Below are 23,565 nucleotides of genomic sequence, written 5' to 3'. Positions count from 1 at the left end.
ATGAGTACCATGCCCGCATGCGCCAGATGATGCGTTGCAAAGGGTGCAGCAAAAGCGGTTCGAGTGTACCCTGCGCAACACAATTTTCCCCAATGCAGATCAAGAGTGAGTCGCCTCAAATGCAAGATCCCGTTCGTCAGAGCATGTTGGCCCGCATGGGCATTCAAAGCTGGCAACTGCGTCGTCCGGCATTGCTGGGGGCAGATCTCGCGCCCGAGTTTGCGCAAGATGCCGTGCAGCCAGACCAGACGGCACCGGCCACCAGTGCTCCGCTGCCCAGCGGCAAACTCTGGTTGCTGGCGCCTCAGCTGCCTGCCACCACGCTGCTGGCGGATATCTGCCAGCTGCTCGGCATGACCCCCGACGAGGTCTCACTGCTCAGCGAGCTGCCGCCTGCCGATCTACAATCGGCGGGCGCCTCCCCTCTGCTCTGGCTGACGGAAGCCAACTCCGAGCGGCCAAATGCGCTGATCTGCCCGCTCACCCCCAGCGCCGCGCAAAAGCGCGCCCTGTGGCAACAGCTGCGCCAGCACCTTGCGGCCAACGCGGCGTGATCCTGCATCATGCCGCCAAGACCCACTGTGATGCTGCTCTTTTTACCTGATTTTACAAATGCCGCCTCTGCCAACCCCAGTGCCCAACATCTTGCCATCCGGAGCCCCCATGCCTGAGTTTCGTCCCCTGCTCGAGAGCGATTTCGACCTTGTCTACCCCATCGAGCAAGCCGCTCACAAGGAGCCGTGGAGTGAGGCCAACCTGCTCTCCTGCTTCGGCCCTCGCTATCTCAACGGCTTGATGCTGGTCGATGGTCGCCCGGCGGGCTTCTATATCTCGGATCTGGTGGCCGGTGACAGCTCGCTGATGAATATCTGCGTGCATCCGGCGTTTCAAGGCAAGGGGTTGGGACGGGCGCTGTTGCAGGCCTATCTGGCGCGCAGCAAGCAAGCCGGGGCAGAGGCCTGGTTTCTCGAGGTGCGGGCCGGTAACCAGACCGCCATCAACCTCTACGAGAGCGCCGGTTTTGCCGAGTATTGCCGCCGCGCCGACTACTACGGCACCGGCAATGACCGGGAAGATGCGGTGTTGATGTCGCGACTGTTCGATTTCGGCTGATCCAGCCTGTTCGTCGCGCCCAAGCCTTTTGTCCCCCCTCAATCGAGGGGGGCGTTGTCCAGCGCGGGATCCTGCAAGGCCAGGGTGGTATGCACCACCGCCTCGAATCCGGCACCGGAGAGCGGCATATAGAAGCCACGCAGCCAGGTTTTCCCCGGCATCCAGATCTGGTCGATATCCACCACTATCTTGATGGGTCTGAGGGGCTGGCCCGGCTGTTGAATATAGATGCCTGGCGGCGTGGCGACTTTGGGAAAGCGGCGCAGGATCTGCTCGCTGCCATCCCCCTTGCCCGGGTTGAGCCGCACCTTCACCAGCCGGGCAAGCGGGCCAGCCATCTCCTTGCTCTGCCAGAATTTCTTCTCCAGATCGCCGCAGCGGCGGCACTTGGGGGTCTCCAGCACATAGAGCAGCGGATAGCCCAACGCCAGCGCCTGTTGCTGCGCCTGCTGATACCCCTCGGCCCCCTGATACCAGGGATTGGCGGGCCCCTGTGATGACGTTCCGGCAAAGAACCAAAACGCAACGCCCCCCACCACCATCAGCCCAACCGCGGCCAACGCCCCTTTCACCCACAGATTCATATCATTAACCCTCTCTCTGCCTCCTAGCAGTATCGGCCAGTCTGCGCAAAGGGAGAGCTATTTGCGCTCTTTGTGATCCAAGACAAACGGCGAACACTTGTAAGCCGTAATGTTGGAGTTTAAACTCTAGCCCGATTTTTAGTGCCCTCGCGGGCGTACAACTGTAATTAAAGGATGTTTAACTGATGCCGAAGCTTCATCTGGTTCGACTGATGCGTGAACGTATTGCCCAGCTTGGCAACAAGGCTGCCCTGCGGGTTCAGCAAGATGGCCAGTGGCGCGCCATCGGCTGGCGTACTCTGGGCCAGGCCATGGACTACTGCGCACAGGCGCTGATCCGGGCCGGCCACCAGCCAACCGAAATGGTCGGCATCTATGCCCGCAACATGCCGGAGTGGACCCAGGCCGATCTCGGCATCCTTGCCGCCCGCGGCGTCAGCGTCCCTATCTACCCCACCAGCACGCTCGATCAGCTGCGCTACATCGTCAAAGATGCCGGCATCAAGGTGCTGTTCGTTGGCGAACAACCTCAGTTCGATCAGGCGCTGCAACTGATTGAAAGCGGCGAGATCCGCCAGCTCATCGCCCTCGACGGCAACGTCAACCTGCGCGGCTGCGAGCAGGCGAGCCACTTCCAGACATTTCTGGTCTCCGGCAACCATCAGCCCAGCGAGCAGGAGCTGCGAGTACGGGAAACCCAGTACCGGATGGATGACCTGCTGACCCTGATCTACACCTCCGGCACCACGGGTGAACCCAAGGGGGTCATGCTCGACTTCAGCAACATCGCCGCCTGTTTCGAGATGCACAACAGTCGCCTCGACCTCAATCAGCAGGATGTTTCGCTCTGCATGCTGCCGCTCAGCCACGTGTTTGAGCGGGCTTGGAGCTATTACGTGCTCTACTGCGGTGCCGAGAACGTCTATATCCGCGATCCGCAGAAGGTGATGGATGTGATTGGCGAGGTGCAGCCGACCGTGATGTGCGCCGTGCCGCGCCTATACGAGAAGGCCTATGCCATGATCCAGGCCAAAGTTGCTCAGGCTCCGGCTCTGCGTCGCGCCCTGTTTGGCTGGGCGACCAAGGTCGGAAAACAGATGGTTGCCACCCGTCAGGCGGGCAAGTCCGCTTCCCCGCTGCTCTACGGCCAGCTCTGGCTCGCCGAGCGACTGGTGTTTCGCAAGCTGCGCGCCCGCTTTGGCGGCCGCACCCGCTTCCTGCCGGTGGCGGGCGCCCGTCTGGCCGACGATGTGAACCTCTTCTTCCAGGCGATGGGACTCAACCTCAAGTACGGCTACGGTATGACCGAAACCACCGCCACCGTCTGCTGCTACGAGGATAGCCAGTTCAAGCTCGGCTCCATCGGCACGGCACTGAACGGCATCGAGGTGAAGCTGGGTGAGAACAACGAACTGCTGGTGCGCTCCCCGACCGTGATGCGCGGCTACTACAACAAGCCGGACGCGACCGCCGAGGTGATGACCGAGGATGGCTTCCTGCGTACCGGCGATGCCGGTGAGCTCGACAGCCAGGGCAATATCTACTTCACCGAGCGCCTCAAGGAGCTGATGAAGACCTCCAACGGCAAGTACGTGGCCCCGCAACTGGTGGAAGGGACCATCGGCAAGGATCGCTTTATCGAGCAGATCGCCATCGTCGCCGATGCCCGTCACTTCGTCTCGGCGCTGATCGTCCCCTGCTTCGAGTCGCTGGAGGAGTACGCCCGCTCCATCAACCTGCAGTACCAGTGCAAGACCGAGCTGCTGCGCCACTCCCGGGTGATGGAGTTCTTCGAAGCCCGCATCGCCGACTTGCAAAAAGAGCTGGCCAAGTTCGAGCAGGTGAAGAAGTTCACCCTGCTGCCGAGCGCCTTCTCCATGGAGCTGGGTGAGCTGACCCCCACCATGAAGCTGCGCCGCAAGATCATCGAGGCCAAGTACCAGAGCGAAATCGAGGCAATGTATAACCACGTCTGATATCGCTCAGGTTCAGAGAAATCAAAAAGCCGCTCACTCGAGCGGCTTTTTGTTGGCACTTTGGTCGGTTCGAACCCGCCTTCAGGCCGTAGTGGTAGTGGTAGTGGTACCGAAGTAGTCGGCCAGGAAGTCATCAAACGACAGGCTGTCGCTGCGCTCGCGTTCGCGCTGCTTGGCCAGCGAATCCTTCGCCTCACCGGCAAAGTAGGCTTCATCCCAATATTGCAGCTCCCCTGCCAGTAGATCCTCGCGATAGCGGGTCGCCAGCTTGTCACCGTAGCAGCCGTTGTCCTTGCCGCTCTCCAGCAGCTCCTTGAGCATGCGGGCGGAGTAGGTGAGCTCGGGGTTGAGCAGCTTCTCGCGGTGCATCGCCAGCGTCTCGCGATAGCGGTTGCGGCCGCAGCAGCGATCCAGCAGATCGGCCACCTGAGCCAGCTCGTCGAACAGTTTGAGGCCGTACTCTTTGAGGCCAATGGCATTGCCCTGCTCATCTTCCAGCGTCAGGCCGGGACGACGCCCTTCCAGCACCACCTTGTTCTGGTTGCGGCGGTTGCGGGCAATCTCCTCGTCACTCAGCACCGGAGAGGGGCGCAGCAGGCACCAGACCAGGAACAGGTCGAAGAAGCGGATCTGATCCGCATCGATGCCGAGCGGGGTGAAGGGGTTGACGTCCACAGTCCGCAGCTCGATGTATTCGATGCCGCGCTGATCCAGCGCATCCGAGGGCTTCTCGCCGCTGCGCGGGGTGCGCTTGGGGCGGATCGGGGCGTAGAGCTCATTCTCCAGCTGCAACACGTTGTCGTTAAGCTGACGATACTCCCCATCCACCTTGACCCCGATCTTGGCAAAGTCGGGATTGTGGGTGTTGATGGCGCGGCGCAGGCTGCTGACATAGGCCGGCAGATTGTCGTGGCTGATCTTGAGCCCAGCCTGGGCGCTGTTGGTGTAACCGAGATCGGAGAGACGCAGCGCGGTGGCGTAAGGTAGATAGAGGGTGCCCTTGCCGGTCTTCTCGAACGGCAGGTTGCTCTTGCGCCCTTTGAGGAAGGATTCGCAGATGGCCGGGGAGGCGCCGAACAGATAGGGCACCAGCCAGCCGAAGCGGTAGACGTTGCGAATAAGCCCCATGTACTTGTCGGAGATAAAGCGCTGGCTGCAGCACCCTTCGCACACCAGATCCTGCCACTCGCTCCAGAAGCTGTCTGGCATGGAGAAGTTGAAGTGCACCCCGGCGATCACCTGCATCAGGCTGCCGTAGCGGTTCTTCAAGCCCTGACGGTAGAGGGTCTTCATTTTGCCGATATTGGAGCTGCCGTAGTGAGCCAGCCGGATGCTCTCTTCCCCACCGACGAAGCAGGGCATGGAGAGTGGCCAGATCCGCTCGTCACCCAGATGTTGAATCACATGGTGATGGATGTCGCCAAGCTGCTCCATCAGGCTGTCGATGGAGTCGGTGGCCGGGGTAATGAACTCCAGCAGACTCTCCGAGTAGTCGGTGGTGATATTGGGATGGGTCAGGGCCGAGCCCAGCACCCGGGGATGGTCACTCTGTGCGAGTCGGCCATCCGGCGTGATGCGCAGGCATTCACGTTCGATCCCGCGCCGGATCCCCTTGAGCGCGGTGAGGCGCTCCGGTGATCCCAACGCATTCAGCAACTCGGTGAGCGACAAGCTTGTTGTAGTCATATTCACGGCTCATGTGAGGCCGCCCCATCCGGGGCGGCTCTTGATTTTTATAAAGCGTCAGTTACGGCAACTGCAGCGGATAGATGGGAAGATGAAGCTCCTTCAGGGGTTTTTCAAGCTTTTGCTTGTCTCCCACCACCACGATCACCATGTCGGCCGGATTGAGCCAACGGGCGGCACTGGCCTTCAGCGCCTCGGGCGACACCGTTTTGATCAGGTTGTTCTGGGCCTGCACATAGTCCGGCTTCAGGTCATACATCACCATCTGCAGCAGGAAGCCCGCCTTCTGGCCGAGGGTCTCGTAGGAGAGGGCATCCTGCTGGGAGACCGCGCTGCGCATATAGGCCAGCTCGACCGGGGTCGGGCCGCTCTTGCGGTAGTTGTCCATCTCCTTGAGGAACTGGCGGATGGCATCCACAGTCGCATCGGCCCGCACATTGGCGCCGGTGGCGAAGGTGCCCACCTCGCGGTTGGCGGAGAAGCCGGAGCTGGCGCCGTAGGTGTAACCCTTGTCTTCCCGCAGGTTGAGGTTGATGCGGCTGTTGAAGTTGCCACCCAGATTGAAGTTCATCAGCCCGGCGGTGAAGTAATCCCCCGTGGTATCGAACGGCATGGCGCGACGACCGATGCGGATCACCGACTGGGGCGCCCCCGGCTTGTCGACCAGATAGATGCCCGGCTTGGCCTGCTCACCCTTGAGCTTGAGATCTCCCAGAGTCGGCGTGGCCCCCTTCCACTCGGTCAGGAAGCCAAGTTGCTCCTCGATCTGCTTCTGGTCCACATCACCGACCACCACCACTTTGGCGTTGGTGGGGTTGTAGTAGGCCTGATAGAAGTGCTTCACGTCCGCTAGGGTTAGCTTGGCCACATCGGCCGCTACCCCGTCGGTAGGTTGACCGAGGCGGTTCTGCTTGCCGTAGACCAGCTCGCGGAACGCCTGCCCGGCCAGCCACTCGGGCTGCTGCTGGGCCTGTTGCATCCCTTGCAGCAGCTGCGCCTTGACCCGCTCGAAGTCAGCCTCCCGCATGCCCGGGCGCTCCAGCACCTCGCGCACCAGCGCCAGCGTCTGGGGCAGCTTGTCCGCCAGCGAGCTGACGGTGATGAGGTTGTTGTACTGGGCGCTGGAGACATCGATGGAAGATCCCAGCTTTTGCAGCTCGTCGCTCAGCTGAGCCTCGGTCAGGCGCACCGTGCCCTGCCCCATCATGGCGGCGGTCAGATTGGCCAGCCCCAATTGCCCTTTATCTTCGGCACGAATGCCGCCCGGCAGGGCAATCATGATGGAGACTGCGGGGATCTCGTCACTCTTGGTGCCAATAATCTCGATGTTCTTGTCGAGCTTGCCGTGCCAGATGGCGGGCACCTTGACGCTCACCGCCTCACTCGCCTTGGGCTGCACGCTGCGATCGAAATTGTCTTTTACCGGTCGTTCGGCCAGCGCCTCGTCATGCTTGCTGTAATCCGGCAGCTCGCGCTTGGCGGGGGTAAAGTTCGGGGTGGCAACCTGCCACTCTGTCTTGCCCTTGGGCACCACGCTCAGCACCACCGCAGGCTTGCCCGCGATGAACTTGTCGTAGGCGGCCTTCACCTGCTCAGGAGTCACCTTGCCGATGGCATCGAGAGTCTTGAACACATAGTTGGGATCCTGGGCAAACACCTGACCCATGGCGAGCTGGCTCACCTTGCCGGAGACGCTGTCCAGCCCCCAGATGGCAGAGGCGCGGTACTTGGCGATCGCCTTCTCCAGATCTTCCGGCTTGAGACCGCGCTGGGCGAACTCGCCGATCACCTTGTCCACCTCCCCCTTGAGGGTCTTGAGGCTGCCATCCTGTGACGGATTGGGATAGGCGTAGACGGTAAGGGTACAGGCCAGCTCTTCGCAGTAGTGGGACGCCCCCACATCGATCGCCTTGCCGGTTTTCACCAGCGACTGGTAGAGCATGGAGCTGGCGGAACCGCCGAGTACGTCGGCAAACATGTCGAGTGCCGGCTCCTGCGGATCGCCAAGGGAGACGGTGGGGTAGCTGATATAGAGCAGCGGCAGGTGTACCTTGTCCTGCAGCGTCACGTAGCGGGTCTCGGGCAGAGTCACCGGCTTTGGCGTCGGCTCGGCCACGTCCGGGCCGCGCGGGATGGAGCCGAAGTACTTCTCGATCCACTCGAGGGCCTGCTTGCTGTCAAAGTCGCCGCCCAGAGTCAGGGTGGCGTTGTTGGGGCCATACCAGCGCAGGAAGAACTGCTTGAGGTCGTTCACATCGACCCGGTCGAGATCTTCCACGTAACCGATAGGCTGCCAGGAGTAGGGGTGAGTACGCGGATAGAGCGCCTCCCCCACCTTCTCGCTCACCAGCCCGTACGGCTGGTTATCGACCCGCTGGGCCCGCTCGTTCTTGACGGTGGCGCGCTGGATCTCGAACTTCTTCTGGCTCACCGCATCGAGCAGGAAGCCCATCCGGTCCGCCTCCAGCCAGAGCACTTTTTCCAGCTGGTTGGCAGGCACTGTCTCGTAGTAGTTGGTGCGATCCTTGTTGGTGGTGCCGTTCATGTCGCCACCGGCCTCGTTGATGATCCGCATATGCTCCTGATCACCGACGTGTTTCGAGCCCTGGAACATCATGTGCTCGAAGAAGTGGGCGAAACCGGACTTGCCGACCGTCTCGCGGGATGAGCCGACGTGATAGGTCACATCGAGGTGTACCAGCGGATCGGAGCGATCGGGGGCCAGGATCACGGTCAGGCCGTTGTCCAGCTTGTACATCTGGTAGGGGATGGCGAGCTTGCCCTCCTCCTTGCCCTGTTCGGCGATCAGGGTCGGTGCCGCCAGCACCGGCAGGGTGAAGCCCAGCAGAATCGTTAAAGGTATGACTTTGTTCACGGTAACCTCGTGAGTGACAAAAACAGGCTAGAAAATGTGACTGGCCAGCAGAAAAACCAGGGCATAACGGAACAATTTGCCGAGCCCGATCAGAATGAGAGAGCGCCAGAAGGAGAGGCGCAGCCAACCGGCCAACAGACAGAGACCATCACCGACCACCGGCGTCCAGGCAAGCAGCAGACACCAGTGACCATGTTGTTTGAGCCAGCCTAAGGCTTTTTGTTCCCCACGGCCTTGAAAATCTTCCGGTTTTTTCTTGAAGGTGGCGAGCCAGCCGAGCCACCAGGTGGTCATGGAGCCGAGGGTATTGCCCAGCGTCGCCCACAGCAACAGGCTCGCCATGCTCCACTCCCCCTTGGCCACCATGGCCCCCAGCAGCACTTCGGAGCTGCCGGGCAGCAGGGTGGCGGAGGTAAAGGCGCTTAAAAAGAGCCCCCCCAGCCCCATCTCCATCATCTCGCTCATCCGGGATAGCCGTCGGCCGCAGGCATCCGCAGCAGCAGCTTGCCGCGCACATGGCCCCCTTCGATGGCCTGATGGGCCAGCGCCCCCTCGGCCAGGGGGAATTCACCGGCTAGGGTGACCTTTACCTCCCCCTGACGCAGCAGCATCAACATCTGACCCAGCTGCTTCTGGTCAGGGTGAACCAGCATGCCGACCACTTCGATCCCCGCCGCAGCCCCAGCATCCTTGATCTGCTGGGCAGTTATGGTGGGTACCGTCACCAAGCGGCCACCCGGTTTGACACAGGCCAGCGCCGCCTTGCCACTCTCGCCACCCACCAGATCCAGCACCAGATCGACCTGACCGGCCTCTGCCACCACCCGTGCGGGCCAGTTCGCATCGTGGTAATCCACCATCCAGCGCGCCCCCAGTGCGTGCAGGAAGCCATGGTTTTCCGGGCTTGCGGTAGCCACCACCTCGGCGCTATAGGCGCTGGCAAACTGCACCGCCAGATGGCCGACACCGCCGGCACCGGCGAGGATCAATACCCGCTGACCGCTCTGGAGGCCGCCGTGTTCAAGCAGCCCCTGCCAGGCGGTGAGACCGGCCAGCGGCAACGCCGCCCCCTGCTGAAGGCTCACCCCGTCAAGTTTCACCAGCTCATGCTCGCTCGCCACCACGGATTCAGCATAACCACCGGCAGCAAGGGGAAAACCGACCATGCCGCACACCCGATCCCCCTCGATCAGCGAGGTCACACCGGGGCCTATCTTCTCCACCACGCCGGAGATGTCATAACCCGGCGTCCAGGGCAGCTTGTCCTTGTTCTGGGCCGCCGCCCAGCCAAGACCGGCGCGAGTTTTGGCATCGATGGGGTTCACCCCCGCAAAGCAGATGCGTACCCGCACTTCGCCATCGGCTGGCACCTTATCGAGGGAAGGGTTGAGCTTGAGTACCGAGGGGTCACCGAATGCGGTAATCTGTAGTTGCGTCATTGCACAATCCATCCTGTTGATTGATCAAGGGTCAACAGAATAACAGCGAGGACACCATGGCTCGAATGTTTCTTATTCCTCTGTTGCTGGCACTGGGGTGGTGGGCGTTTCTGCTCTACTTCCGCATCCCGCTCAAACAGGGGGCCAAGGGGTTTTACTGGATCATCGGCATCGGTGGCGGACTGGCCGCCTTCCTCAGCCTGATGATGGTGCTGACTCACTGAGTGCAACAGCCACTCGATAACGAAAAAGGCCACCGAGTTTCGGTGGCCTTCTCACTATCCGGGTTGCTGCTCCAGCGCCGGATTGAGGTAGTAGTGGCGATTGCTCCCCTGCCCCAGCACCCCTTGCGACAGCAGATGGTGGAACACCCGATCCACCTCCTCCAGCGAGAGTGACAGCGCCTGTGCCACCGAGCGCTTGCTGCACTTGAGCTCACCGCTCATCAGCGCACCGCGCACCTGCGCCAGCACTTCGGGGGCGGGCTCGGGGGGCATGATGGGCTCTGGCTGGGCTGCCATCGCCAACGCAGCCTGTGCCTCTTCGCGAGCTTGATCCTGCTGCCAGCGCCACATCCGGCGAAAGCGGTTCTCCTCGCCGATCAGACTGACGAAAAAGGCACCGAACACGTCGAGCAACACCGAGAGGAAGCAGACCAGCAGGAACTGCACCTGACTGATGCTCATCCCTACCCCGTCCGCCAGACTGCTCATCAGCCCCAGCATGGAGGATTGTTCGTTGACCGGCTTGGCATCGCGCTGCTGGCGCAGCTCATCCTGCTGCAAGCGCAGCTTGGTGTTGGCATGCTGCAACGAGGAGACGCCACTGGAGATGCGCTCCAGCTCGATGTATTTGCGGGCCGCCTCTTCGTTGAGCTGGATCTGCCGCTCGATGCTGGCGATCTGCTGGTCGAAACGGGCCAGCTCCCGCTCGTGGCGCGCCTGCTGGCTCAGCACCGTGTTGGTGGCACTGTTGATGCCACCGATACTGCCGCCGATGGAGATGGCCGCAAGCACGCTGTAAAACAGCAGCGACCAGAAGGCACCACTCAAATCCCGCCGCGCCTTGCGCTCGCCGTACTCGTACCAGACGTAAAACTTGCCCAGCTCGAAGATGATGGCCAAGCCGCCGAACAGCCACTTCATCAGCGGGTTGTCATCGATGGAGAGGAACAGCAGCAGCGAGAAGATAATGGAAGCCAGAATGGCCAACCCGGTGAAACTGTATACCGTCGTCAGAGCAAACCACCCCTTGGGGTAGCGCAATGTGGAGGAGTCCTGTGTGGTCATGATGAAGGGGTGTGCTGTGCAGGAAAAGTTGGCTGCCGATTATAGTCGCCAGACTCGCCCAGAGAAGGGCAAATGACTGAATTCCTTCAGATTGGCAACCAGCTGCCCAGAGTGCGACCAAAACGGACAAATCGGCAGCAGAAAAGCGATACAATCCCTCCCTGACTTGATCATGTAGTTAGATGGGGAACAGTTCCGCCCGGGTTCAGCTCCGGTCTGTACACTCATCCACCGTTGCAATTATCCGAGGCCATCATGAACAGTAAGACCACTTTGCTACTCTCCCTTCTTCTGGTTACCGGCAGCGCCGCAGCGACCCAGCAATATCAAGAGAGCAGTGGCTCCGAATTCTCCGTCGATGAGCTTAAATTCAATCTGGACTGGGATGACAAGCAGTTCGGCTGGACCCAGAACGACTGCCTCGACTTGGGGGTCGGCGAAACCGCCCCGGCCGACTGCAGGGCGGTCAAATTCAATCTGGAAGATGAAGAGAACCGCAACCAGCCACCGCAAACAAACCAGATCCCTGCCAACTCGCAGAGTGGCCAATAACGACAGGAGTACCCTTGCGATGACCCAAGCCAAACACAACCCTGTTATCCAGCGTGGCGCCCTGTGGCTCTCCCTGCTGATGGCGCATGGCATCGCGGTTGCGGCGCCGCCAAGCAAAAATAGCGATGGCATCAAGATCTCCGGTGATGACATCAAGATCAATCTCGATTGGGATGACAAAGAGTACGACTGGTGGCAGGACAACTGCCTGGATCTTGGCATTGGCGACAGCAGGATCAAACTCAACTGCGACAAGATGGATGGCAAGTACCGGGATCACTACAACCGCAGCATCCACAGCGGCAATAACCCCGGGCAAGGTCACGACAAACAGAAAGATAAAAACAAGGGCAACGGCAAGAAGAACTGAACGCCCTCTCCTGATGCAGCAGGGGCCTGGCGCCCCTGTGCTGATTGTTTTACCAATAATTCTCCGCACTGATATTGCCCGGCGCCCGCCGCAGATTCTTGGCCAACCCCAGCGCCAGCAAGGTCTGCTGGGTCTCTTTCACCATCTCCGGATTGCCGCAGATCAGCACCTGACTCAGCTCGGGTGAGAACTCCAATCCCACCCGCTGCTGCAGCTGACCATTGGCAATCGCCGCCGGGATCCGCCCTGCCATTGCATCGGGCCAGGGCTCGCGGCTGACAAAGGGGACATAGCGAAAGCGCTCGCCATATTGCTCGGCAAAGCTGGCGATCAAATCCTGATAGCTCAGCTCTTCGCCTTTGCGCACCCCGTGCACCAGCACCAGATTCTCGAAACGGTTAAACGCCTCACCCTCGGCCAGCATGGATAGGAAGGGGCCGATGGCAGTGCCGGTCGAGAGCAGCCAGAGATCGCGCCCGGCGGGCACCTCATCCAGCGTCAGAAAGCCTGTGGCCTGGGATTGTACCAGCAGGGTGTCACCTGCTTGTAGCGAGCCGAGCGAGGGGGTCAGCTCACCGCTCGGGATCTCGACCAGATAGAACTCGTGGTATGGCGCAGAGGGAGGATTGACGAAGGAGTAGGCGCGCTGAATGCGACGATCGCCCTGCTCGAGAGCCAGCTTGGTGAATTGGCCTGCCTTGTAGGGAGCCAGCTCGGCCGCTACCCGCAGGGAGAACAGGGTGGGTGTCCATTCGATGCGTTCGATGACGCGGCCTTCTACCCAAGCCATAGGGATCTCCTCCAGTGGAACAGACCTTCACTCTACCCCCGGGCCGGAAAATAAAAAACCCGCGCAAAAGCGCGGGTTTTTTCTGCAAAAGCGAATCGCTATTACAGGGCAACAACCTGGATCTGTACGGTTGCTTTAACGTCAGCGTGCAGCTGAACAGCAACTTCGTAGTCACCGGTGTTACGCAGAACGTTGCCCATGCGGACTTCGCTCTTGGCAACGGCTACGCCGGCAGCAGTGATGGCTTCAGCCACGTCACGGGTACCGATGGAACCGAACAGCTTACCTTCGTCGCCAGACTTGGAAGCGATAACCACGGTAGCCAGTTCGGCCAGCTTGGCAGCACGCTCTTCAGCAGCAGCTTTGTTGGCAGCCAGTTTGGCTTCCAGCTCAGCGCGACGAGCACCGAAAGCTTCGATGTTGGCCTTGGTGGCCATAACAGCTTTGCCTTGCGGGATCAGGTAGTTACGGGCATAACCAGATTTCACGGAAACTTGGTCACCCAGACCGCCCAGTTTGGCGATTTTGTCGAGCAGGATAACTTGCATTACCTTTCCTCTATAAATTTCGTTGAGTTAGGCTTAAGTGCCGGGCCGATTCTTACTTGTTGTGCAGATCGGTGTACGGCAGCAGAGCCAGGTAACGAGCACGCTTGATGGCGCGTGCCAGCTGACGCTGATACTTGGCGCGGGTACCGGTGATACGGCTCGGTACGATCTTGCCAGATTCAGTGATGTAGTTTTTCAGAGTAACGATATCTTTGTAGTCGATCTCGGTAACGTTCTCGGCGGTGAAGCGGCAGAACTTACGACGACGGAAATAACGTGCCATGGCCTTTATCCTCTAGTCAGTGATCCAGAATTACTCTTCGGAAGCAGCTTCAGTAGCTTCTTCGCGGCGCTCGTCGTCACGACGGGTGAAGCGCTCTTCTTTGGCCTTGGCCATCGGAGAAACTTCAGTCACGGCGTGCTTGGTGCGCATGATCATGTTGCGGATAACGGCATCGTTGAAGCGGAAGTTGGTTTCCAGCTCATCGATAACGGCTTGCTCTGCTTCTACGTTCATCAGAACGTAGTGGGCTTTGTGCAGTTTGTCGATCGGGTAAGCCAGCTGACGACGGCCCCAATCTTCCAGGCGATGAATGGTACCACCGGAGGTGGTGATGGCGCCGGTGTAACGCTCGATCATGCCGGGAACTTGCTCGCTCTGGTCCGGATGAACCATGAAGACGATTTCGTAATGACGCATTTTAGCTCCTTACGGATTAATTCAGCCTCCGCCCAGGTGCAGCCAGACCTCGGAGGCAAGGAACATAAAGGTGTTTAGTCGCTGCTTTTCTAGGGCGGCGTATTGTACGAAATCACATCCCTCACTGCAACTGACTGCCTTAAATGTTTTTCCCGATGGAAATCATCAGAAACAACAATTGATAATGATTATCACTTAGATCTATTCTCTCTCCATATCCTTATGGAGGGTGATGCCATGCAACCCGCACTGACGACTACGATTCCAGCCCGCAAATTCAAACTGACCCTGCTCGGGCCTGCCTTTATCGCCGCCATCGGCTATATCGACCCGGGCAACTTCGCCACCAATATTCAGGCGGGCTCTACCTTTGGCTACCAACTGCTCTGGGTGGTGGTATGGGCCAACCTGATGGCCATGCTGGTGCAGACCCTCTCGGCCAAACTTGGTATCGTCACCGGCAAGAATCTGGCGGAGCACATCCGCGACCGACTGCCAAAACCGGCGGTCTGGGCCTACTGGGTACAGGCAGAGATCATCGCCATGGCCACCGATCTCGCCGAATTTATCGGCGCCGCAGTCGGCTTCAAGCTGCTGCTTGGCGTGACCTTGCTTGAAGGAGCCTGTATCACCGCCGTAGTGACCTGGGGGATCCTGATGCTGCAATCCCGTGGTCAGAAACCGCTGGAGTTCGTGGTCGGTGGCCTGCTGCTGTTTGTCGCGGCGGCCTACATCGTCGAGCTGATCTTCTCCCGCCCCCATCTGCCCAGCCTGCTGGAGGGCGCCCTCTTCCCCGGTTTGCCCAACAGCGATGCCGTCTATCTGGCCGCCGGTGTGCTCGGTGCTACCGTGATGCCCCACGTTATCTACCTGCACTCGGCACTGACCCAGCACACGCAGGATCAGGGTTCAGTCAGCCAGCGGCTGCACACCACCCGGGTCGATGTGGCGATTGCCATGACTATCGCCGGCTTCGTCAATCTGGCGATGATGGCGATGGCGGCCGCTGCGTTCCACAGCTCGGGCCACCAGCAGGTGGCGGAGCTGGAATCCGCCTATCAGACCCTCACTCCGCTGCTGGGTCAGGCTGCCGCCACCCTGTTTGGCCTCTCGCTGGTCGCCTCCGGCATCAGCTCTACCGTGGTAGGCACGTTGGCCGGGCAAGTGGTGATGCAGGGGTTTGTCCGCTTTACCATCCCGCTCTGGCTGCGTCGCGCCATCACCATGGCTCCCGCCTTCGTGGTGATCGCCATGGGGCTCAACACCACCGAAATTCTGGTGTTGAGTCAGGTGATCCTGAGCTTTGGCATCGCGCTGGCCCTGATCCCGCTGTTGATGCTGACCGGCGATCGGGCGCTGATGGGGCAACATCGCAACCATCCGGTCACACAAGCCATCGGCCGCCTTATCGTTGCGCTGGTGATCGGGCTCAACGCCTATCTGCTGGTTGCCATGATCTAGCGAACCGTAAAACCGAGAAGAGGGGCTCATTAACTCTGGTTAATGAGCCTCTTCGCACTTTGGCGTATGCTGCCGCTTTCTCTTCTCATTTATCGTTGCGGGAGCCTTGCCATGGAACATACCCGAGCCAGCTTCGTACTGGGCCATCATCAGGAGCAGGCCAGCGTGGTCTGCTGCCAGCGTGGCGACACAACACTGCTGGTCACCGACCTCACCCCCTTTCATCCCCAGAGCCACCTCTGGCCCGATCAGCCGGGGGATGTGGGACATGTTCGCTGGGAAGGAGGCGAAGCCACCATTGGCCCTTGCCGAATGGGGGCCATTAGCCCGGATGGCGAGCTGTTCGTCGATACTGCCATTCCGGTCAAACGGGGCGCTGAGGGGTGGCGTTTCGTGGTGGTCCATCCACTGATCGGTGACCACGCACTGGCCGTTGGCAGCCAGGTCGAATTGCAAGTAGATAGCGCTGCCCGCCACGCCCTGAGTCTGGGCCATAGCGGCTGCCATCTGGCCGCGATGGCCCTCAACCGGGTACTCATCCCCTACTGGCGCAAGGAGGTAAGCGAGCGCGATGCACTGGGCCAGCCCGACTTCGATCGTCTTGCTATTCAAAGCTCGCGGGTCGAGCCTTGCGGATCACGGGAGCAGTACCGCATCGGCAAGAGCCTGCGCAAGAAGGGCGTCAACAGCGAGGCGCTGCTGGCAGATCTGGCGCTGATTGAAGAGAAGGCCAACCAGCAGCTGGCCGACTGGATCGCTGCCGGGAGCGAGATCCGCCGCAGCCGCGCTGGCGAGGCGATCATCGATTCCCGTTACTGGCACTGCATGCTGGAAGGCCAGGAGGTGACCATTCCCTGTGGTGGCACCCATGTTGCCTCGCTCGCCGAGTTGGGAGAGGTCAAGGTAGAGCTCACTCAAGTGGAAGAGGGCTTTGCCATGCTGACCCGGGTCAAGCCAACCGGCGCCTGAGTTGCAGACTTGACCACTCAGGGCTCACGCCCAAATTGGCAATAGAGAAGTATCGCAAATGAGGGGGCATCATCATGCCCCTCAACGCCAGTCATGACGGGCCGATGCTTCTCTTCTAACCACTCACTGATTAGAATGCGCCTCCCACAGGAGGCACATCACCCATGAGTAGTACCCAACTACGCACCACCCCGGATCGACTTCGTTACCTGGTTCTCTACGAAGGCATCGGGCTGGCACTGGTCGCACCGCTGATCAGCCAGCTGTTCGGTCAGAGCGTCGCCGAGGTCGGTTCGCTGGCCATCTTCTTCTCCATCGTCGCCACTGCCTGGACCTACGGCTGGAACCTGTTGTTCGACAAGGGGTTGCTCAAACTGTGCGGGCGCACCAACAAACGACCACTGGACCGCTTCCTGCATGCGTTTGGCTATGAGGCGAGCTTTATGATGCTCTCCCTCCCCTGCGTCATGTTCTGGCTCGATTTGGGAGTGTGGGACGCCCTGATGCTGGATCTCGGCTTCGTCGCCTTCTACCTCGTCTACATCATGGTCTTTACCTGGGCCTATGAGCGGATCTGGCCGCTGCCATCCAACCCGCAGACGGCATAAGGCCTCAGCCGCAACGAGGCCGACAGAAGGAAAAGTCAGGAAGGACTAGCTAGGAAGGATGGGAGGATCCCATAAAAACAATGCCAGTCAGCGAGCTGACTGGCATTGGACAAAACAGACTTTCGGACTTACTTGACGGCGTCTTTCAGAGCCTTGCCAGCCACGAATGAAGGCACGTTGGCAGCAGCAATCTGGATCTCTTTACCAGTTTGCGGGTTACGACCGGTGCGGCCTGCGCGGTGGGTGACCTTGAAGGTGCCAAAACCGACCAGTTGCACAGCATCGCCTTCTTTCAAGCTCTGGGTAATACCATTGATGATCTCTTCCAGAGCCACTTTGGCCTGAGCTTTGCTCAGATCTGCTTTGGCGGCAATCGCATCGACAAGTTGAGCTTTGTTCATAACATTTCCTTTATGATCGGGCATTTAGCGCTGGGTCACTCTATGCAAAAAAAAACGCACAGGCAAAGCCTTTATCGAGCCGAACGCGTCAAACGCTGGGGTTTTCATCAAGATCTGCGGAAATAGTCACATTCCACACGCGAAAAACCGTGAGCAGGCCTGAAACCTGCTAGCACGCAGACACAATCCGCTGACTATTTCTTCGCCACTTAACATTATCCCCCCATGGCTATTGACGCTTGCCCAGATTTTCCCTAGTTATAGGTTGTGTCACTGCTCAAACGGCTCGGAATACCGAACAATCGGCCAGCCTTTGCCCCACGGAGGGATAGGGATTATGTTGACGAAACTGGAACAGACCAAGCAGGCGCTGGCAGGCAAGCATAAGGCTATCGACGACTGGCTGGATGCAAGGCAAGCGTTGCTGGTCGGATACATGCAGCTTGCAGGCCTCACTCCGGCGCGGACCAAGCAACGCAGCCTGCCCAAAACAGAAGAGCTGCATCAGTTTTGCGACCGCCTGGTCGACTATGTCAGTGCAGGCCATTTCGAGATCTACCACCACGTCGTCACCGCCTTCGAGCAAGCCAGCGGCGAAACACTGGAGCTGGCCAAGCGCATCTATCCCCATATTCGTAACAGCACAGAATTCGCCCTCGAGTTCAACGACAAATACAGTGATGCCGACGAGGCCCAATTGCTGCTACTGGATGATGATCTCAACGAGTTGGGTCCGGTTCTGGAAGAGCGGTTCAAGCAGGAGGACCGCTTGGTCAAGGCGCTTCATGTAGTGGAATCCTTGAGTACCCAGCAAGCCTGAATGCCATTTTCGGAGCAAGTTCAAGATACTGGCAACCAAGGTGGATTACACTCAGAGCAATGACCCTAGCGTCCACACTTATTGCATACAGGAGATGAGCATGTCTGAGCGCCGCCGTTTTGCACGGATCCTCTACTTGACCATGGCAGAACTCACCCAGGGGGAACAGAAGTGGCAGACCCAGCTTGTCGACGTCTCCTTGCAGGGAGCCCTGCTGATCCGCCCCGACGGCTGGGAGAGCCGTGACAACAAGGAGTACCAGCTCAGCTTTATCCTGAGCGGTAGCGATATCGAGATCAAAATGCAGGTCGAGCTGACCCACGAAGCCAGCAAAAAGCTGGGGTTCTACTGCCACCACATCGATATCGACAGTGCCACCCACCTCAAGCGGATGATCGAGCTCAACGTTGGTGACGAAGAGCTGCTCCACCGCGAGCTGGAACAACTACTGAGCGAGCATCTGGAACATAGCCAGCCCTGATGGCAGGTTCCAGCCCATAAAAAAGAGCGCCGAGGCGCTCTTTTTCCGTTGTGCTGTTGTCTCGATTGCAATGCTGAGGGATTACAGCGCCTCGAGTGCCTCAGACAGCTTCTTGACCGGCACCACTTCCATCCCTTCGATGGGATGCTTGGGGGCATTGGCGTGCGGCACAATAGCACGGCGGAAACCGTGCTTGGCTGCCTCCTGCAACCGCTCCTGGCCGGATGGCACCGGGCGAATTTCACCGGAAAGACCCACTTCGCCGAACACCACCAGATCCTTGGGCAGCGCTTGGTCCCGGAAGCTGGAGACCATCGCCAGCAGCAGTGCCAAGTCAGCACTGGTCTCCTCGACCTTGACTCCGCCGACCACGTTGATGAAGACATCCTGATCCGCCATCTGCAGCCCACCATGACGGTGCAGCACCGCCAGCAACATGGCGAGCCGGTTGTGATCCATCCCCACCGCCACCCGGCGCGGGTTGGAGAGCTGGGAGTAGTCCACCAGCGCCTGCAACTCCACCAGCAGCGGCCGGGTGCCCTCCCAGATAACCATGACGATGGAACCGGGCGCCTGCTCCTGCCCCCGGCTGAGGAAGATGGCGGAGGGGTTGCTCACCTCGCGCATCCCCTGCTCGGTCATGGCAAAAACCCCCAGCTCGTTGACCGCACCAAAGCGGTTCTTGTGAGAGCGCAGGGTACGAAAACGGGAGTCATGGCCACCATCAAGCAGCACAGAGCAGTCGATGCAGTGTTCCAGCACCTTGGGGCCCGCAAGACTGCCATCCTTGGTCACATGGCCCACCATGAAGATGGCCACATGATTCTGCTTGGCGTAGCGGGTCAGCAACGCAGCCGCTTCGCGCACCTGTGAGACAGAACCGGGGGAGGATTGCACATCCGCCACATGCATCACCTGAATGGAGTCGATCACCATGATCTGCGGCTGCTCCTGCTGGGCAATCAGGCAGATCTGCTCGACGCTGGTCTCGGAGAGCATCCGCAGCTTGTCGGTGGGCAGCCCAAGGCGGTTGGCCCGCATCGCGACTTGCTGGAGCGACTCCTCGCCGGTGACATAGAGGGTTTTCATCCGCTCTGCGAGACCACACATGGTCTGCAGCAGCAGGGTGGACTTGCCCGCCCCCGGGTTTCCGCCGATCAGAATGGCCGAGCCGGGCACCACACCGCCACCAAGTACCCGATCCAGCTCCTTGAAACCTGAGGTAAAACGGGGAATTTCGGTGGTGGCGATCTCTGCCAATGTCTGTACCTGACTGCCGACCGCGCCGGCATAACCGGTGTAACGGGCACTCTTGCCAGCGGGACTCACCGAACCGAGGCGCACCTCGGTAATGGTATTCCACTCCTTGCACTCGCTGCATTGACCTTGCCAGCGTGTGAAGTCGGCACCACATTCGGAACAAACATAAGCAGTTTTATTTTTGGCCATTGATAACTCGGGGACAGGATGAATTCCTGCTTGATATACTTGTTTGCGACCGACAGATCAAACCCAGAATCGGAAAAGTGACTTTCCGTGGCAGGAACAAATGGATTCAGAACACCAGCAACATCTGATTGAACAACTCGTCCCCTTGCTGCGGGAGAAAGATTTCGAGGAGATCTTCAACCGCATGACCCAGGAGGAAAACAGCAACAGCCGTTTTCTGATCAAGATGGAGCTCAAGCGCAAGTGCTCCCCCTGCCGCAGGGTCATCGACATGCGCGATGAGCTGGAGGATGAGTGCCTGGTGCATGAGTTCGACGGCATCACTCACTTCATGCCCGCCGATGCGATAGCCCTGTTCCAGTCCCAGTGCTATCTCTACCGCGATATCTATACCCTCGGCGTCTACGAGGCGCTGCAACAGTGGCAAAAGCAGCACCACAACGCCCGCGTGGATGGTCAGCTGTCGCCGCCGGCCAGCCCCTTCCGGCAATATGATGTCAACACCATTGCCTTTGCCAGCTACTACGGCCGCCGTCAGGAGCGGATGCACTTCAGCTCGCCGGTGCTGATCAAGTTTCAGGACGGAGAGAAGTTGTTCGCCAAGAGTTCCGATCTCTCGCTGGGTGGCATGAGAGTCTCGGTACCCTATCTGCCTAACTATCACACCGGCGCCCAGGTGGAGGTCTTCTTTACCGGACTGGAGCGGGACACCCCCAATCCGGTGCTGCACCAGCCGGTCGGCTATCAGATCCTCGGCGAAGAGAGCAAAGAGGGGAAATACTGGCTGCGGCTGGTGCGCTCCGGCGAACAGCCCGCCTTCGATACCTTCCTCAGCGACTTTATCGATGCCAACAAGATCCGCTATCGGGTCAGCGTCGACTATCTGCTCTCCGCCGCCATCATCAAGGGGTATGAGCAGTTCTATCTGCCGCGGATGACCGGCATGCCGCTCTTCTTCGGCACCGGCGACAGCCCCAATCTCGAGATAGCCCTGCGTACGGAAAACAACCAGCACCTGCTGGAGTATTGGCGCGATGAGAAAAACCGCGATGCCCTCGCGGGGCTTTTCAGCGCAGAGCGGATGAAACGGCTCTGCCCGGCCCCCGGCACCACCACCGAGACCATCATCTACTGCTTTACCCACACGGTGCGCAGCCACATCTACTTCTTCTCCGCCACCACCGAGGAGCTGCGCCAGAGTGGCCTCACCGCCCTCTTCTTCCAGGTGGGATCACGCCGCCCCAGCTGGCGTGTCTACAAGTTCACGCTGGAGGCATGCGATCTGGTCGAGGCGGATGTGGGACAACTGCAGGGGCAGGACAACCCGCAGTTGCAAGATATCCTGCTGCTCGAGCGGCTCAAGCAGATCGGCTATTGCGGCCTGTTGCAGGAGATCGGCCTGGAGTCCCAGCGGGAAGAGTTCCATCAGGAAGGGGTCAGCAACAACGCCAACGAGCTGCAACGCTTTGGTCACGAGCAGGGGGTTGCCCCGTTCGAGATCGAGACCCTGCACTATGTTCAGCTGCGCAAGGAGTCGCGCTACATCCACAAGACGGCGGTCGCCATCCATCACAACGGCAAATCCTGGATCGGCTGGACTCGCGACATCTCGACTCACGGCCTGCAAATCGAGCTGGAAGATGCCTTTATCGGCGAGAAGAACGATGTGGTGACCATCGCCCTGCCCCGCTTGCAGGAGCTCTCCAAGAGCATGGATTTGCAGCGCCTCTCCTACCGGCTGGTCAGTCTCAATATGACCCGCACCGTGCTGCACCTCTGCATCGAAGGGGATTCGGATCGCCATACCGGCCGCCAGTTCTTCAGCCTGCTGATCGAGAGCAACCAGAACAAGCTCAAGGCGGCGCAGGAGCAGCGCCGCTATCGCGGGCTGGCACGGGCCCTGCGCAACATCTATACCCACCACCTGTTCAACTCGCCGGTCTACGTCAACAAGCTGAAGGGCGCCCCCAAACCGGCCTCCATCGGCAAGTCTCTGCAACCGCGCAGTCTGCAGCGCCTGCTGCAAGCCTGTGCCGAGCTGCCGGAGCAGGAGAACCTCTATCCGCTGTTTCAGGGGGAGCTGCTCAAGGAGCTGCTGATGAACCCGCTGCGCGCCATCGAGCGGGAGGACAAACCGAGAGAAGACGAGGTCTATATCGCCAGCATCCAGACCAAGGCCGGCCTGCCCATCTTCAGCAGCCGGCTGGCCAGCAGCTTTGCCAACCTCAAAGAGAAGCGTCAGTTCATCGAGCTGGCGCACCAACAGGGGGAGTTCTACTCGGTGCTGGTCGGCATCTCCCGTACCGGACGGCCCGACACCAACTTCATCGCCAACGAGCTGGACTACATCGCCAAGTTCGCCATCCACAAGGCGCGCAAGCTGGAAGAAGAGCTGTGGAGCGTGGTGGGGGTGGGCGAACTGACCGATACCACCCAGGCCACCCTGTTCCGCTTTGGCATCACGCCGCCGCTGAACTGAAGATCCGGAAACAGACAAAAATGAAACAGGGCGCTCGAGGCGCCCTGTTTTTTGTCATGCCGCCTGCGGGTTGAGCAGCCAGTCGAGGATCTGGGGGAAGTGATCCTCCAGGGCCTGCGGGGCGGTCAGCATATTGATGTGGTCGTAATCGAGGCGGTTGCCGTTGTCCCGCCCCAATCGGGTGTGACGAGTGGCCGATCCCATCTCGTCGCTGAAACGGCGCACATCGGTCGGGTGACCCAGCACCTTGTCCGCTTTGGCCGAGATCATCCAGAGCGGTGGCCAGTTGACCCGTGCCGCCGCCTCGTCATAGGCAAAACCGTCGTGAGGATCCTGCCAAGGGCCGCACTTGACCCAAGGGATGGTCTCCTGCAGATAGCGCAGCGGCTCGTCGTCAGCACCGATCTTCAGATTACGAGCCGCCAGAAAACCACGGCGGCGGGCCAGCCAGGGGGCCAGCCGATTCCAGATCAGATCCACCTTCAGCCAGCGCTCAGGATTGTGCACCGACACACCGCGCTTGGTGCCAAAAAACAGCAGACTGGCCACCTGATCCGCCAGCTCGGGGAAGCGCACCAGGGTCGAGGCCATGATGACGCCGCCCCAGGAGTGAGCCACCCAGTGCACCTTGAAGCCGTGGTGGCGCGCGGCAATCCAGCGGTGCAGAGCGGGCAGATCTTCAGTAATGAGTTCATGCTGACCGTGCTCCGCCTGCTCGGCGATGGCGGGGGTACTGAGCCCGCGCCCGCGCAGATCGGCGACATAGACCTGAAAGCCGTGGCGAGCCAGAAAGCAGGCCAGCCCCTTGCCCGATTCGGTATAGAAAATCCGCCCGTTCTCGATGGCGCCGTGCACCATCAGGATCGGCTCTCCATGCACGGCGACCCGGGGTTTGATGTGGCGAACATGCAATTGATGGCCACCACAGGGGATAAACAGAGACTGCTGCAACAATTCCATTTTTATTGGTTTCCT

General features: G+C 59.9%; 25 protein-coding genes. 12 read left to right on the top strand and 13 right to left on the bottom strand.

The features are described 5' to 3' along the window. Positions 1-119 precede the first annotated feature (119 nt). Both AB5Z05_RS21240 and rimI read left to right on the top strand, forming a co-directional pair. Complete coding sequence (locus AB5Z05_RS21240; RefSeq protein WP_368152935.1) at positions 120-554, top strand: DNA polymerase III subunit psi; 435 nt, start codon at positions 120-122, stop codon at positions 552-554. 109 nt (positions 555-663) lie between these two features. After that, complete coding sequence (gene rimI, locus AB5Z05_RS21235) at positions 664-1,113, top strand: ribosomal protein S18-alanine N-acetyltransferase (RefSeq protein WP_005340505.1); 450 nt, start codon at positions 664-666, stop codon at positions 1,111-1,113. A 38-nt stretch (positions 1,114-1,151) separates the two neighbouring features. Here the strand turns inward: rimI and AB5Z05_RS21230 are convergent, their stop codons facing one another. Continuing rightward, positions 1,152-1,697 carry a hypothetical protein gene (locus tag AB5Z05_RS21230; RefSeq protein WP_216954873.1) on the bottom strand — a complete coding sequence of 182 codons (546 nt, stop codon included), beginning with the start codon at positions 1,695-1,697 and terminating at the stop codon, positions 1,152-1,154. Positions 1,698-1,882: 185 nt separating this feature from the next. On the opposite strand from AB5Z05_RS21230, the gene AB5Z05_RS21225 reads away from it, so the two are divergent. After that, positions 1,883-3,673, top strand: coding sequence for a long-chain fatty acid--CoA ligase (locus tag AB5Z05_RS21225; protein WP_255912012.1), 1,791 nt, complete (start codon positions 1,883-1,885; stop codon positions 3,671-3,673). An 81-nt stretch (positions 3,674-3,754) separates the two neighbouring features. Here AB5Z05_RS21225 and gshA read toward each other — a convergent pair whose 3' ends face one another. The 4 genes from gshA to AB5Z05_RS21205 all read right to left on the bottom strand — a co-directional run bounded on the left by gshA (position 3,755) and on the right by AB5Z05_RS21205 (position 9,673). Then, positions 3,755-5,359 carry a glutamate--cysteine ligase gene (gene gshA / locus AB5Z05_RS21220; protein WP_368152934.1) on the bottom strand — a complete coding sequence of 535 codons (1,605 nt, stop codon included), beginning with the start codon at positions 5,357-5,359 and terminating at the stop codon, positions 3,755-3,757. Positions 5,360-5,420: 61 nt separating this feature from the next. After that, positions 5,421-8,234: a pitrilysin family protein gene (locus tag AB5Z05_RS21215; RefSeq protein WP_106843913.1), complete on the bottom strand. Its 2,814-nt coding sequence runs from the start codon at positions 8,232-8,234 to the stop codon at positions 5,421-5,423. 27 nt (positions 8,235-8,261) lie between these two features. Then, positions 8,262-8,699 carry a YqaA family protein gene (locus tag AB5Z05_RS21210; protein WP_368152933.1) on the bottom strand — a complete coding sequence of 146 codons (438 nt, stop codon included), beginning with the start codon at positions 8,697-8,699 and terminating at the stop codon, positions 8,262-8,264. Continuing rightward, positions 8,696-9,673, bottom strand: a complete 978-nt coding sequence (locus AB5Z05_RS21205) for an NADP-dependent oxidoreductase (protein WP_368152932.1) — start codon at positions 9,671-9,673, stop codon at positions 8,696-8,698. The genes AB5Z05_RS21210 and AB5Z05_RS21205 overlap by 4 nt, the downstream gene beginning before the upstream one ends. Positions 9,674-9,729: 56 nt before the next feature. On the opposite strand from AB5Z05_RS21205, the gene AB5Z05_RS21200 reads away from it, so the two are divergent. Beyond that, complete coding sequence (locus tag AB5Z05_RS21200; RefSeq protein WP_005308905.1) at positions 9,730-9,897, top strand: hypothetical protein; 168 nt, start codon at positions 9,730-9,732, stop codon at positions 9,895-9,897. Positions 9,898-9,951: 54 nt separating this feature from the next. On the opposite strand, the gene AB5Z05_RS21195 is transcribed toward AB5Z05_RS21200, so the two are convergent. Next, positions 9,952-10,962: a Preprotein translocase subunit SecY gene (locus tag AB5Z05_RS21195; protein WP_368152931.1), complete on the bottom strand. Its 1,011-nt coding sequence runs from the start codon at positions 10,960-10,962 to the stop codon at positions 9,952-9,954. A gap of 255 nt (positions 10,963-11,217) precedes the next feature. Here AB5Z05_RS21195 and AB5Z05_RS21190 point away from each other — a divergent pair, with 255 nt between their 5' ends. Both AB5Z05_RS21190 and AB5Z05_RS21185 read left to right on the top strand, forming a co-directional pair. Further along, positions 11,218-11,514 (top strand): hypothetical protein, encoded by a 297-nt coding sequence (locus tag AB5Z05_RS21190; protein ID WP_021229026.1) that lies wholly within the window; start codon positions 11,218-11,220, stop codon positions 11,512-11,514. A gap of 19 nt (positions 11,515-11,533) precedes the next feature. Continuing rightward, complete coding sequence (locus AB5Z05_RS21185) at positions 11,534-11,884, top strand: hypothetical protein (RefSeq protein WP_064338790.1); 351 nt, start codon at positions 11,534-11,536, stop codon at positions 11,882-11,884. A 49-nt stretch (positions 11,885-11,933) separates the two neighbouring features. Here the strand turns inward: AB5Z05_RS21185 and AB5Z05_RS21180 are convergent, their stop codons facing one another. The 4 genes from AB5Z05_RS21180 to rpsF all read right to left on the bottom strand — a co-directional run bounded on the left by AB5Z05_RS21180 (position 11,934) and on the right by rpsF (position 13,922). Beyond that, complete coding sequence (locus tag AB5Z05_RS21180) at positions 11,934-12,674, bottom strand: ferredoxin--NADP reductase (RefSeq protein WP_368152930.1); 741 nt, start codon at positions 12,672-12,674, stop codon at positions 11,934-11,936. Positions 12,675-12,775: 101 nt separating this feature from the next. After that, positions 12,776-13,222 carry a 50S ribosomal protein L9 gene (gene rplI, locus AB5Z05_RS21175; protein ID WP_005340490.1) on the bottom strand — a complete coding sequence of 149 codons (447 nt, stop codon included), beginning with the start codon at positions 13,220-13,222 and terminating at the stop codon, positions 12,776-12,778. A gap of 52 nt (positions 13,223-13,274) precedes the next feature. After that, complete coding sequence (rpsR, locus tag AB5Z05_RS21170; protein WP_005308890.1) at positions 13,275-13,505, bottom strand: 30S ribosomal protein S18; 231 nt, start codon at positions 13,503-13,505, stop codon at positions 13,275-13,277. A gap of 30 nt (positions 13,506-13,535) precedes the next feature. After that, the gene (rpsF, locus tag AB5Z05_RS21165) at positions 13,536-13,922 is read right to left on the bottom strand and encodes a 30S ribosomal protein S6 (RefSeq protein ID WP_005308887.1); all 387 of its coding nucleotides are present in this window, start codon (positions 13,920-13,922) and stop codon (positions 13,536-13,538) included. Positions 13,923-14,159: 237 nt separating this feature from the next. Between rpsF and AB5Z05_RS21160 the strand changes: the two genes are divergently transcribed. From AB5Z05_RS21160 to AB5Z05_RS21150, 3 genes are all read left to right on the top strand, one after another. Next, positions 14,160-15,383, top strand: coding sequence for an Nramp family divalent metal transporter (locus AB5Z05_RS21160; protein WP_005358049.1), 1,224 nt, complete (start codon positions 14,160-14,162; stop codon positions 15,381-15,383). Between the two features lie 111 nt (positions 15,384-15,494). Beyond that, positions 15,495-16,352 (top strand): hypothetical protein, encoded by an 858-nt coding sequence (locus AB5Z05_RS21155; RefSeq protein ID WP_368152929.1) that lies wholly within the window; start codon positions 15,495-15,497, stop codon positions 16,350-16,352. 164 nt (positions 16,353-16,516) lie between these two features. After that, positions 16,517-16,960, top strand: a complete 444-nt coding sequence (locus AB5Z05_RS21150) for a PACE efflux transporter (protein ID WP_129504743.1) — start codon at positions 16,517-16,519, stop codon at positions 16,958-16,960. Between the two features lie 128 nt (positions 16,961-17,088). Here the strand turns inward: AB5Z05_RS21150 and hupA are convergent, their stop codons facing one another. Next, positions 17,089-17,361 (bottom strand): nucleoid-associated protein HU-alpha, encoded by a 273-nt coding sequence (gene hupA, locus AB5Z05_RS21145; RefSeq protein ID WP_005340484.1) that lies wholly within the window; start codon positions 17,359-17,361, stop codon positions 17,089-17,091. Between the two features lie 337 nt (positions 17,362-17,698). Between hupA and AB5Z05_RS21140 the strand changes: the two genes are divergently transcribed. Beyond that, positions 17,699-18,181 carry an Rsd/AlgQ family anti-sigma factor gene (locus AB5Z05_RS21140; RefSeq protein ID WP_005348975.1) on the top strand — a complete coding sequence of 161 codons (483 nt, stop codon included), beginning with the start codon at positions 17,699-17,701 and terminating at the stop codon, positions 18,179-18,181. A gap of 100 nt (positions 18,182-18,281) precedes the next feature. Continuing rightward, complete coding sequence (locus AB5Z05_RS21135; protein WP_216949671.1) at positions 18,282-18,662, top strand: PilZ domain-containing protein; 381 nt, start codon at positions 18,282-18,284, stop codon at positions 18,660-18,662. Between the two features lie 81 nt (positions 18,663-18,743). On the opposite strand, the gene radA is transcribed toward AB5Z05_RS21135, so the two are convergent. Further along, positions 18,744-20,111, bottom strand: coding sequence for a DNA repair protein RadA (radA, locus tag AB5Z05_RS21130; RefSeq protein ID WP_005340481.1), 1,368 nt, complete (start codon positions 20,109-20,111; stop codon positions 18,744-18,746). Positions 20,112-20,211: 100 nt separating this feature from the next. On the opposite strand from radA, the gene AB5Z05_RS21125 reads away from it, so the two are divergent. After that, positions 20,212-22,590: a PilZ domain-containing protein gene (locus AB5Z05_RS21125; RefSeq protein ID WP_368152928.1), complete on the top strand. Its 2,379-nt coding sequence runs from the start codon at positions 20,212-20,214 to the stop codon at positions 22,588-22,590. A gap of 54 nt (positions 22,591-22,644) precedes the next feature. On the opposite strand, the gene AB5Z05_RS21120 is transcribed toward AB5Z05_RS21125, so the two are convergent. Further along, positions 22,645-23,550, bottom strand: coding sequence for an alpha/beta fold hydrolase (locus AB5Z05_RS21120; RefSeq protein WP_368152927.1), 906 nt, complete (start codon positions 23,548-23,550; stop codon positions 22,645-22,647). Positions 23,551-23,565 lie beyond the last annotated feature (15 nt).

Origin of the sequence: Aeromonas sp. R2-4 (assembly GCF_040908365.1) — a bacterium.
Taxonomy (GTDB): Bacteria; Pseudomonadota; Gammaproteobacteria; order Enterobacterales; family Aeromonadaceae; genus Aeromonas; species Aeromonas veronii.
This window is presented reverse-complemented; position numbering and strand designations above follow the sequence as displayed.

Bases quoted from the DNA above. Each gene is read 5' to 3' on its own strand.
- AB5Z05_RS21240 (WP_368152935.1), top strand. From the start codon at position 120: ATGCAAGATCCCGTTCGTCAGAGCATGTTGGCCCGCATGGGCATTCAA.
- rimI (WP_005340505.1), top strand. From the start codon at position 664: ATGCCTGAGTTTCGTCCCCTGCTCGAGAGCGATTTCGACCTTGTCTAC.
- AB5Z05_RS21230 (WP_216954873.1), bottom strand. From the start codon at position 1,697: ATGAATCTGTGGGTGAAAGGGGCGTTGGCCGCGGTTGGGCTGATGGTG.
- AB5Z05_RS21225 (WP_255912012.1), top strand. From the start codon at position 1,883: ATGCCGAAGCTTCATCTGGTTCGACTGATGCGTGAACGTATTGCCCAG.
- gshA (WP_368152934.1), bottom strand. From the start codon at position 5,359: ATGACTACAACAAGCTTGTCGCTCACCGAGTTGCTGAATGCGTTGGGA.
- AB5Z05_RS21210 (WP_368152933.1), bottom strand. From the start codon at position 8,699: ATGAGCGAGATGATGGAGATGGGGCTGGGGGGGCTCTTTTTAAGCGCC.
- AB5Z05_RS21205 (WP_368152932.1), bottom strand. From the start codon at position 9,673: ATGACGCAACTACAGATTACCGCATTCGGTGACCCCTCGGTACTCAAG.
- AB5Z05_RS21200 (WP_005308905.1), top strand. From the start codon at position 9,730: ATGGCTCGAATGTTTCTTATTCCTCTGTTGCTGGCACTGGGGTGGTGG.
- AB5Z05_RS21195 (WP_368152931.1), bottom strand. From the start codon at position 10,962: ATGACCACACAGGACTCCTCCACATTGCGCTACCCCAAGGGGTGGTTT.
- AB5Z05_RS21190 (WP_021229026.1), top strand. From the start codon at position 11,218: ATGAACAGTAAGACCACTTTGCTACTCTCCCTTCTTCTGGTTACCGGC.
- AB5Z05_RS21185 (WP_064338790.1), top strand. From the start codon at position 11,534: ATGACCCAAGCCAAACACAACCCTGTTATCCAGCGTGGCGCCCTGTGG.
- AB5Z05_RS21180 (WP_368152930.1), bottom strand. From the start codon at position 12,674: ATGGCTTGGGTAGAAGGCCGCGTCATCGAACGCATCGAATGGACACCC.
- rplI (WP_005340490.1), bottom strand. From the start codon at position 13,222: ATGCAAGTTATCCTGCTCGACAAAATCGCCAAACTGGGCGGTCTGGGT.
- rpsR (WP_005308890.1), bottom strand. From the start codon at position 13,505: ATGGCACGTTATTTCCGTCGTCGTAAGTTCTGCCGCTTCACCGCCGAG.
- rpsF (WP_005308887.1), bottom strand. From the start codon at position 13,922: ATGCGTCATTACGAAATCGTCTTCATGGTTCATCCGGACCAGAGCGAG.
- AB5Z05_RS21160 (WP_005358049.1), top strand. From the start codon at position 14,160: ATGCAACCCGCACTGACGACTACGATTCCAGCCCGCAAATTCAAACTG.
- AB5Z05_RS21155 (WP_368152929.1), top strand. From the start codon at position 15,495: ATGGAACATACCCGAGCCAGCTTCGTACTGGGCCATCATCAGGAGCAG.
- AB5Z05_RS21150 (WP_129504743.1), top strand. From the start codon at position 16,517: ATGAGTAGTACCCAACTACGCACCACCCCGGATCGACTTCGTTACCTG.
- hupA (WP_005340484.1), bottom strand. From the start codon at position 17,361: ATGAACAAAGCTCAACTTGTCGATGCGATTGCCGCCAAAGCAGATCTG.
- AB5Z05_RS21140 (WP_005348975.1), top strand. From the start codon at position 17,699: ATGTTGACGAAACTGGAACAGACCAAGCAGGCGCTGGCAGGCAAGCAT.
- AB5Z05_RS21135 (WP_216949671.1), top strand. From the start codon at position 18,282: ATGTCTGAGCGCCGCCGTTTTGCACGGATCCTCTACTTGACCATGGCA.
- radA (WP_005340481.1), bottom strand. From the start codon at position 20,111: ATGGCCAAAAATAAAACTGCTTATGTTTGTTCCGAATGTGGTGCCGAC.
- AB5Z05_RS21125 (WP_368152928.1), top strand. From the start codon at position 20,212: ATGGATTCAGAACACCAGCAACATCTGATTGAACAACTCGTCCCCTTG.
- AB5Z05_RS21120 (WP_368152927.1), bottom strand. From the start codon at position 23,550: ATGGAATTGTTGCAGCAGTCTCTGTTTATCCCCTGTGGTGGCCATCAA.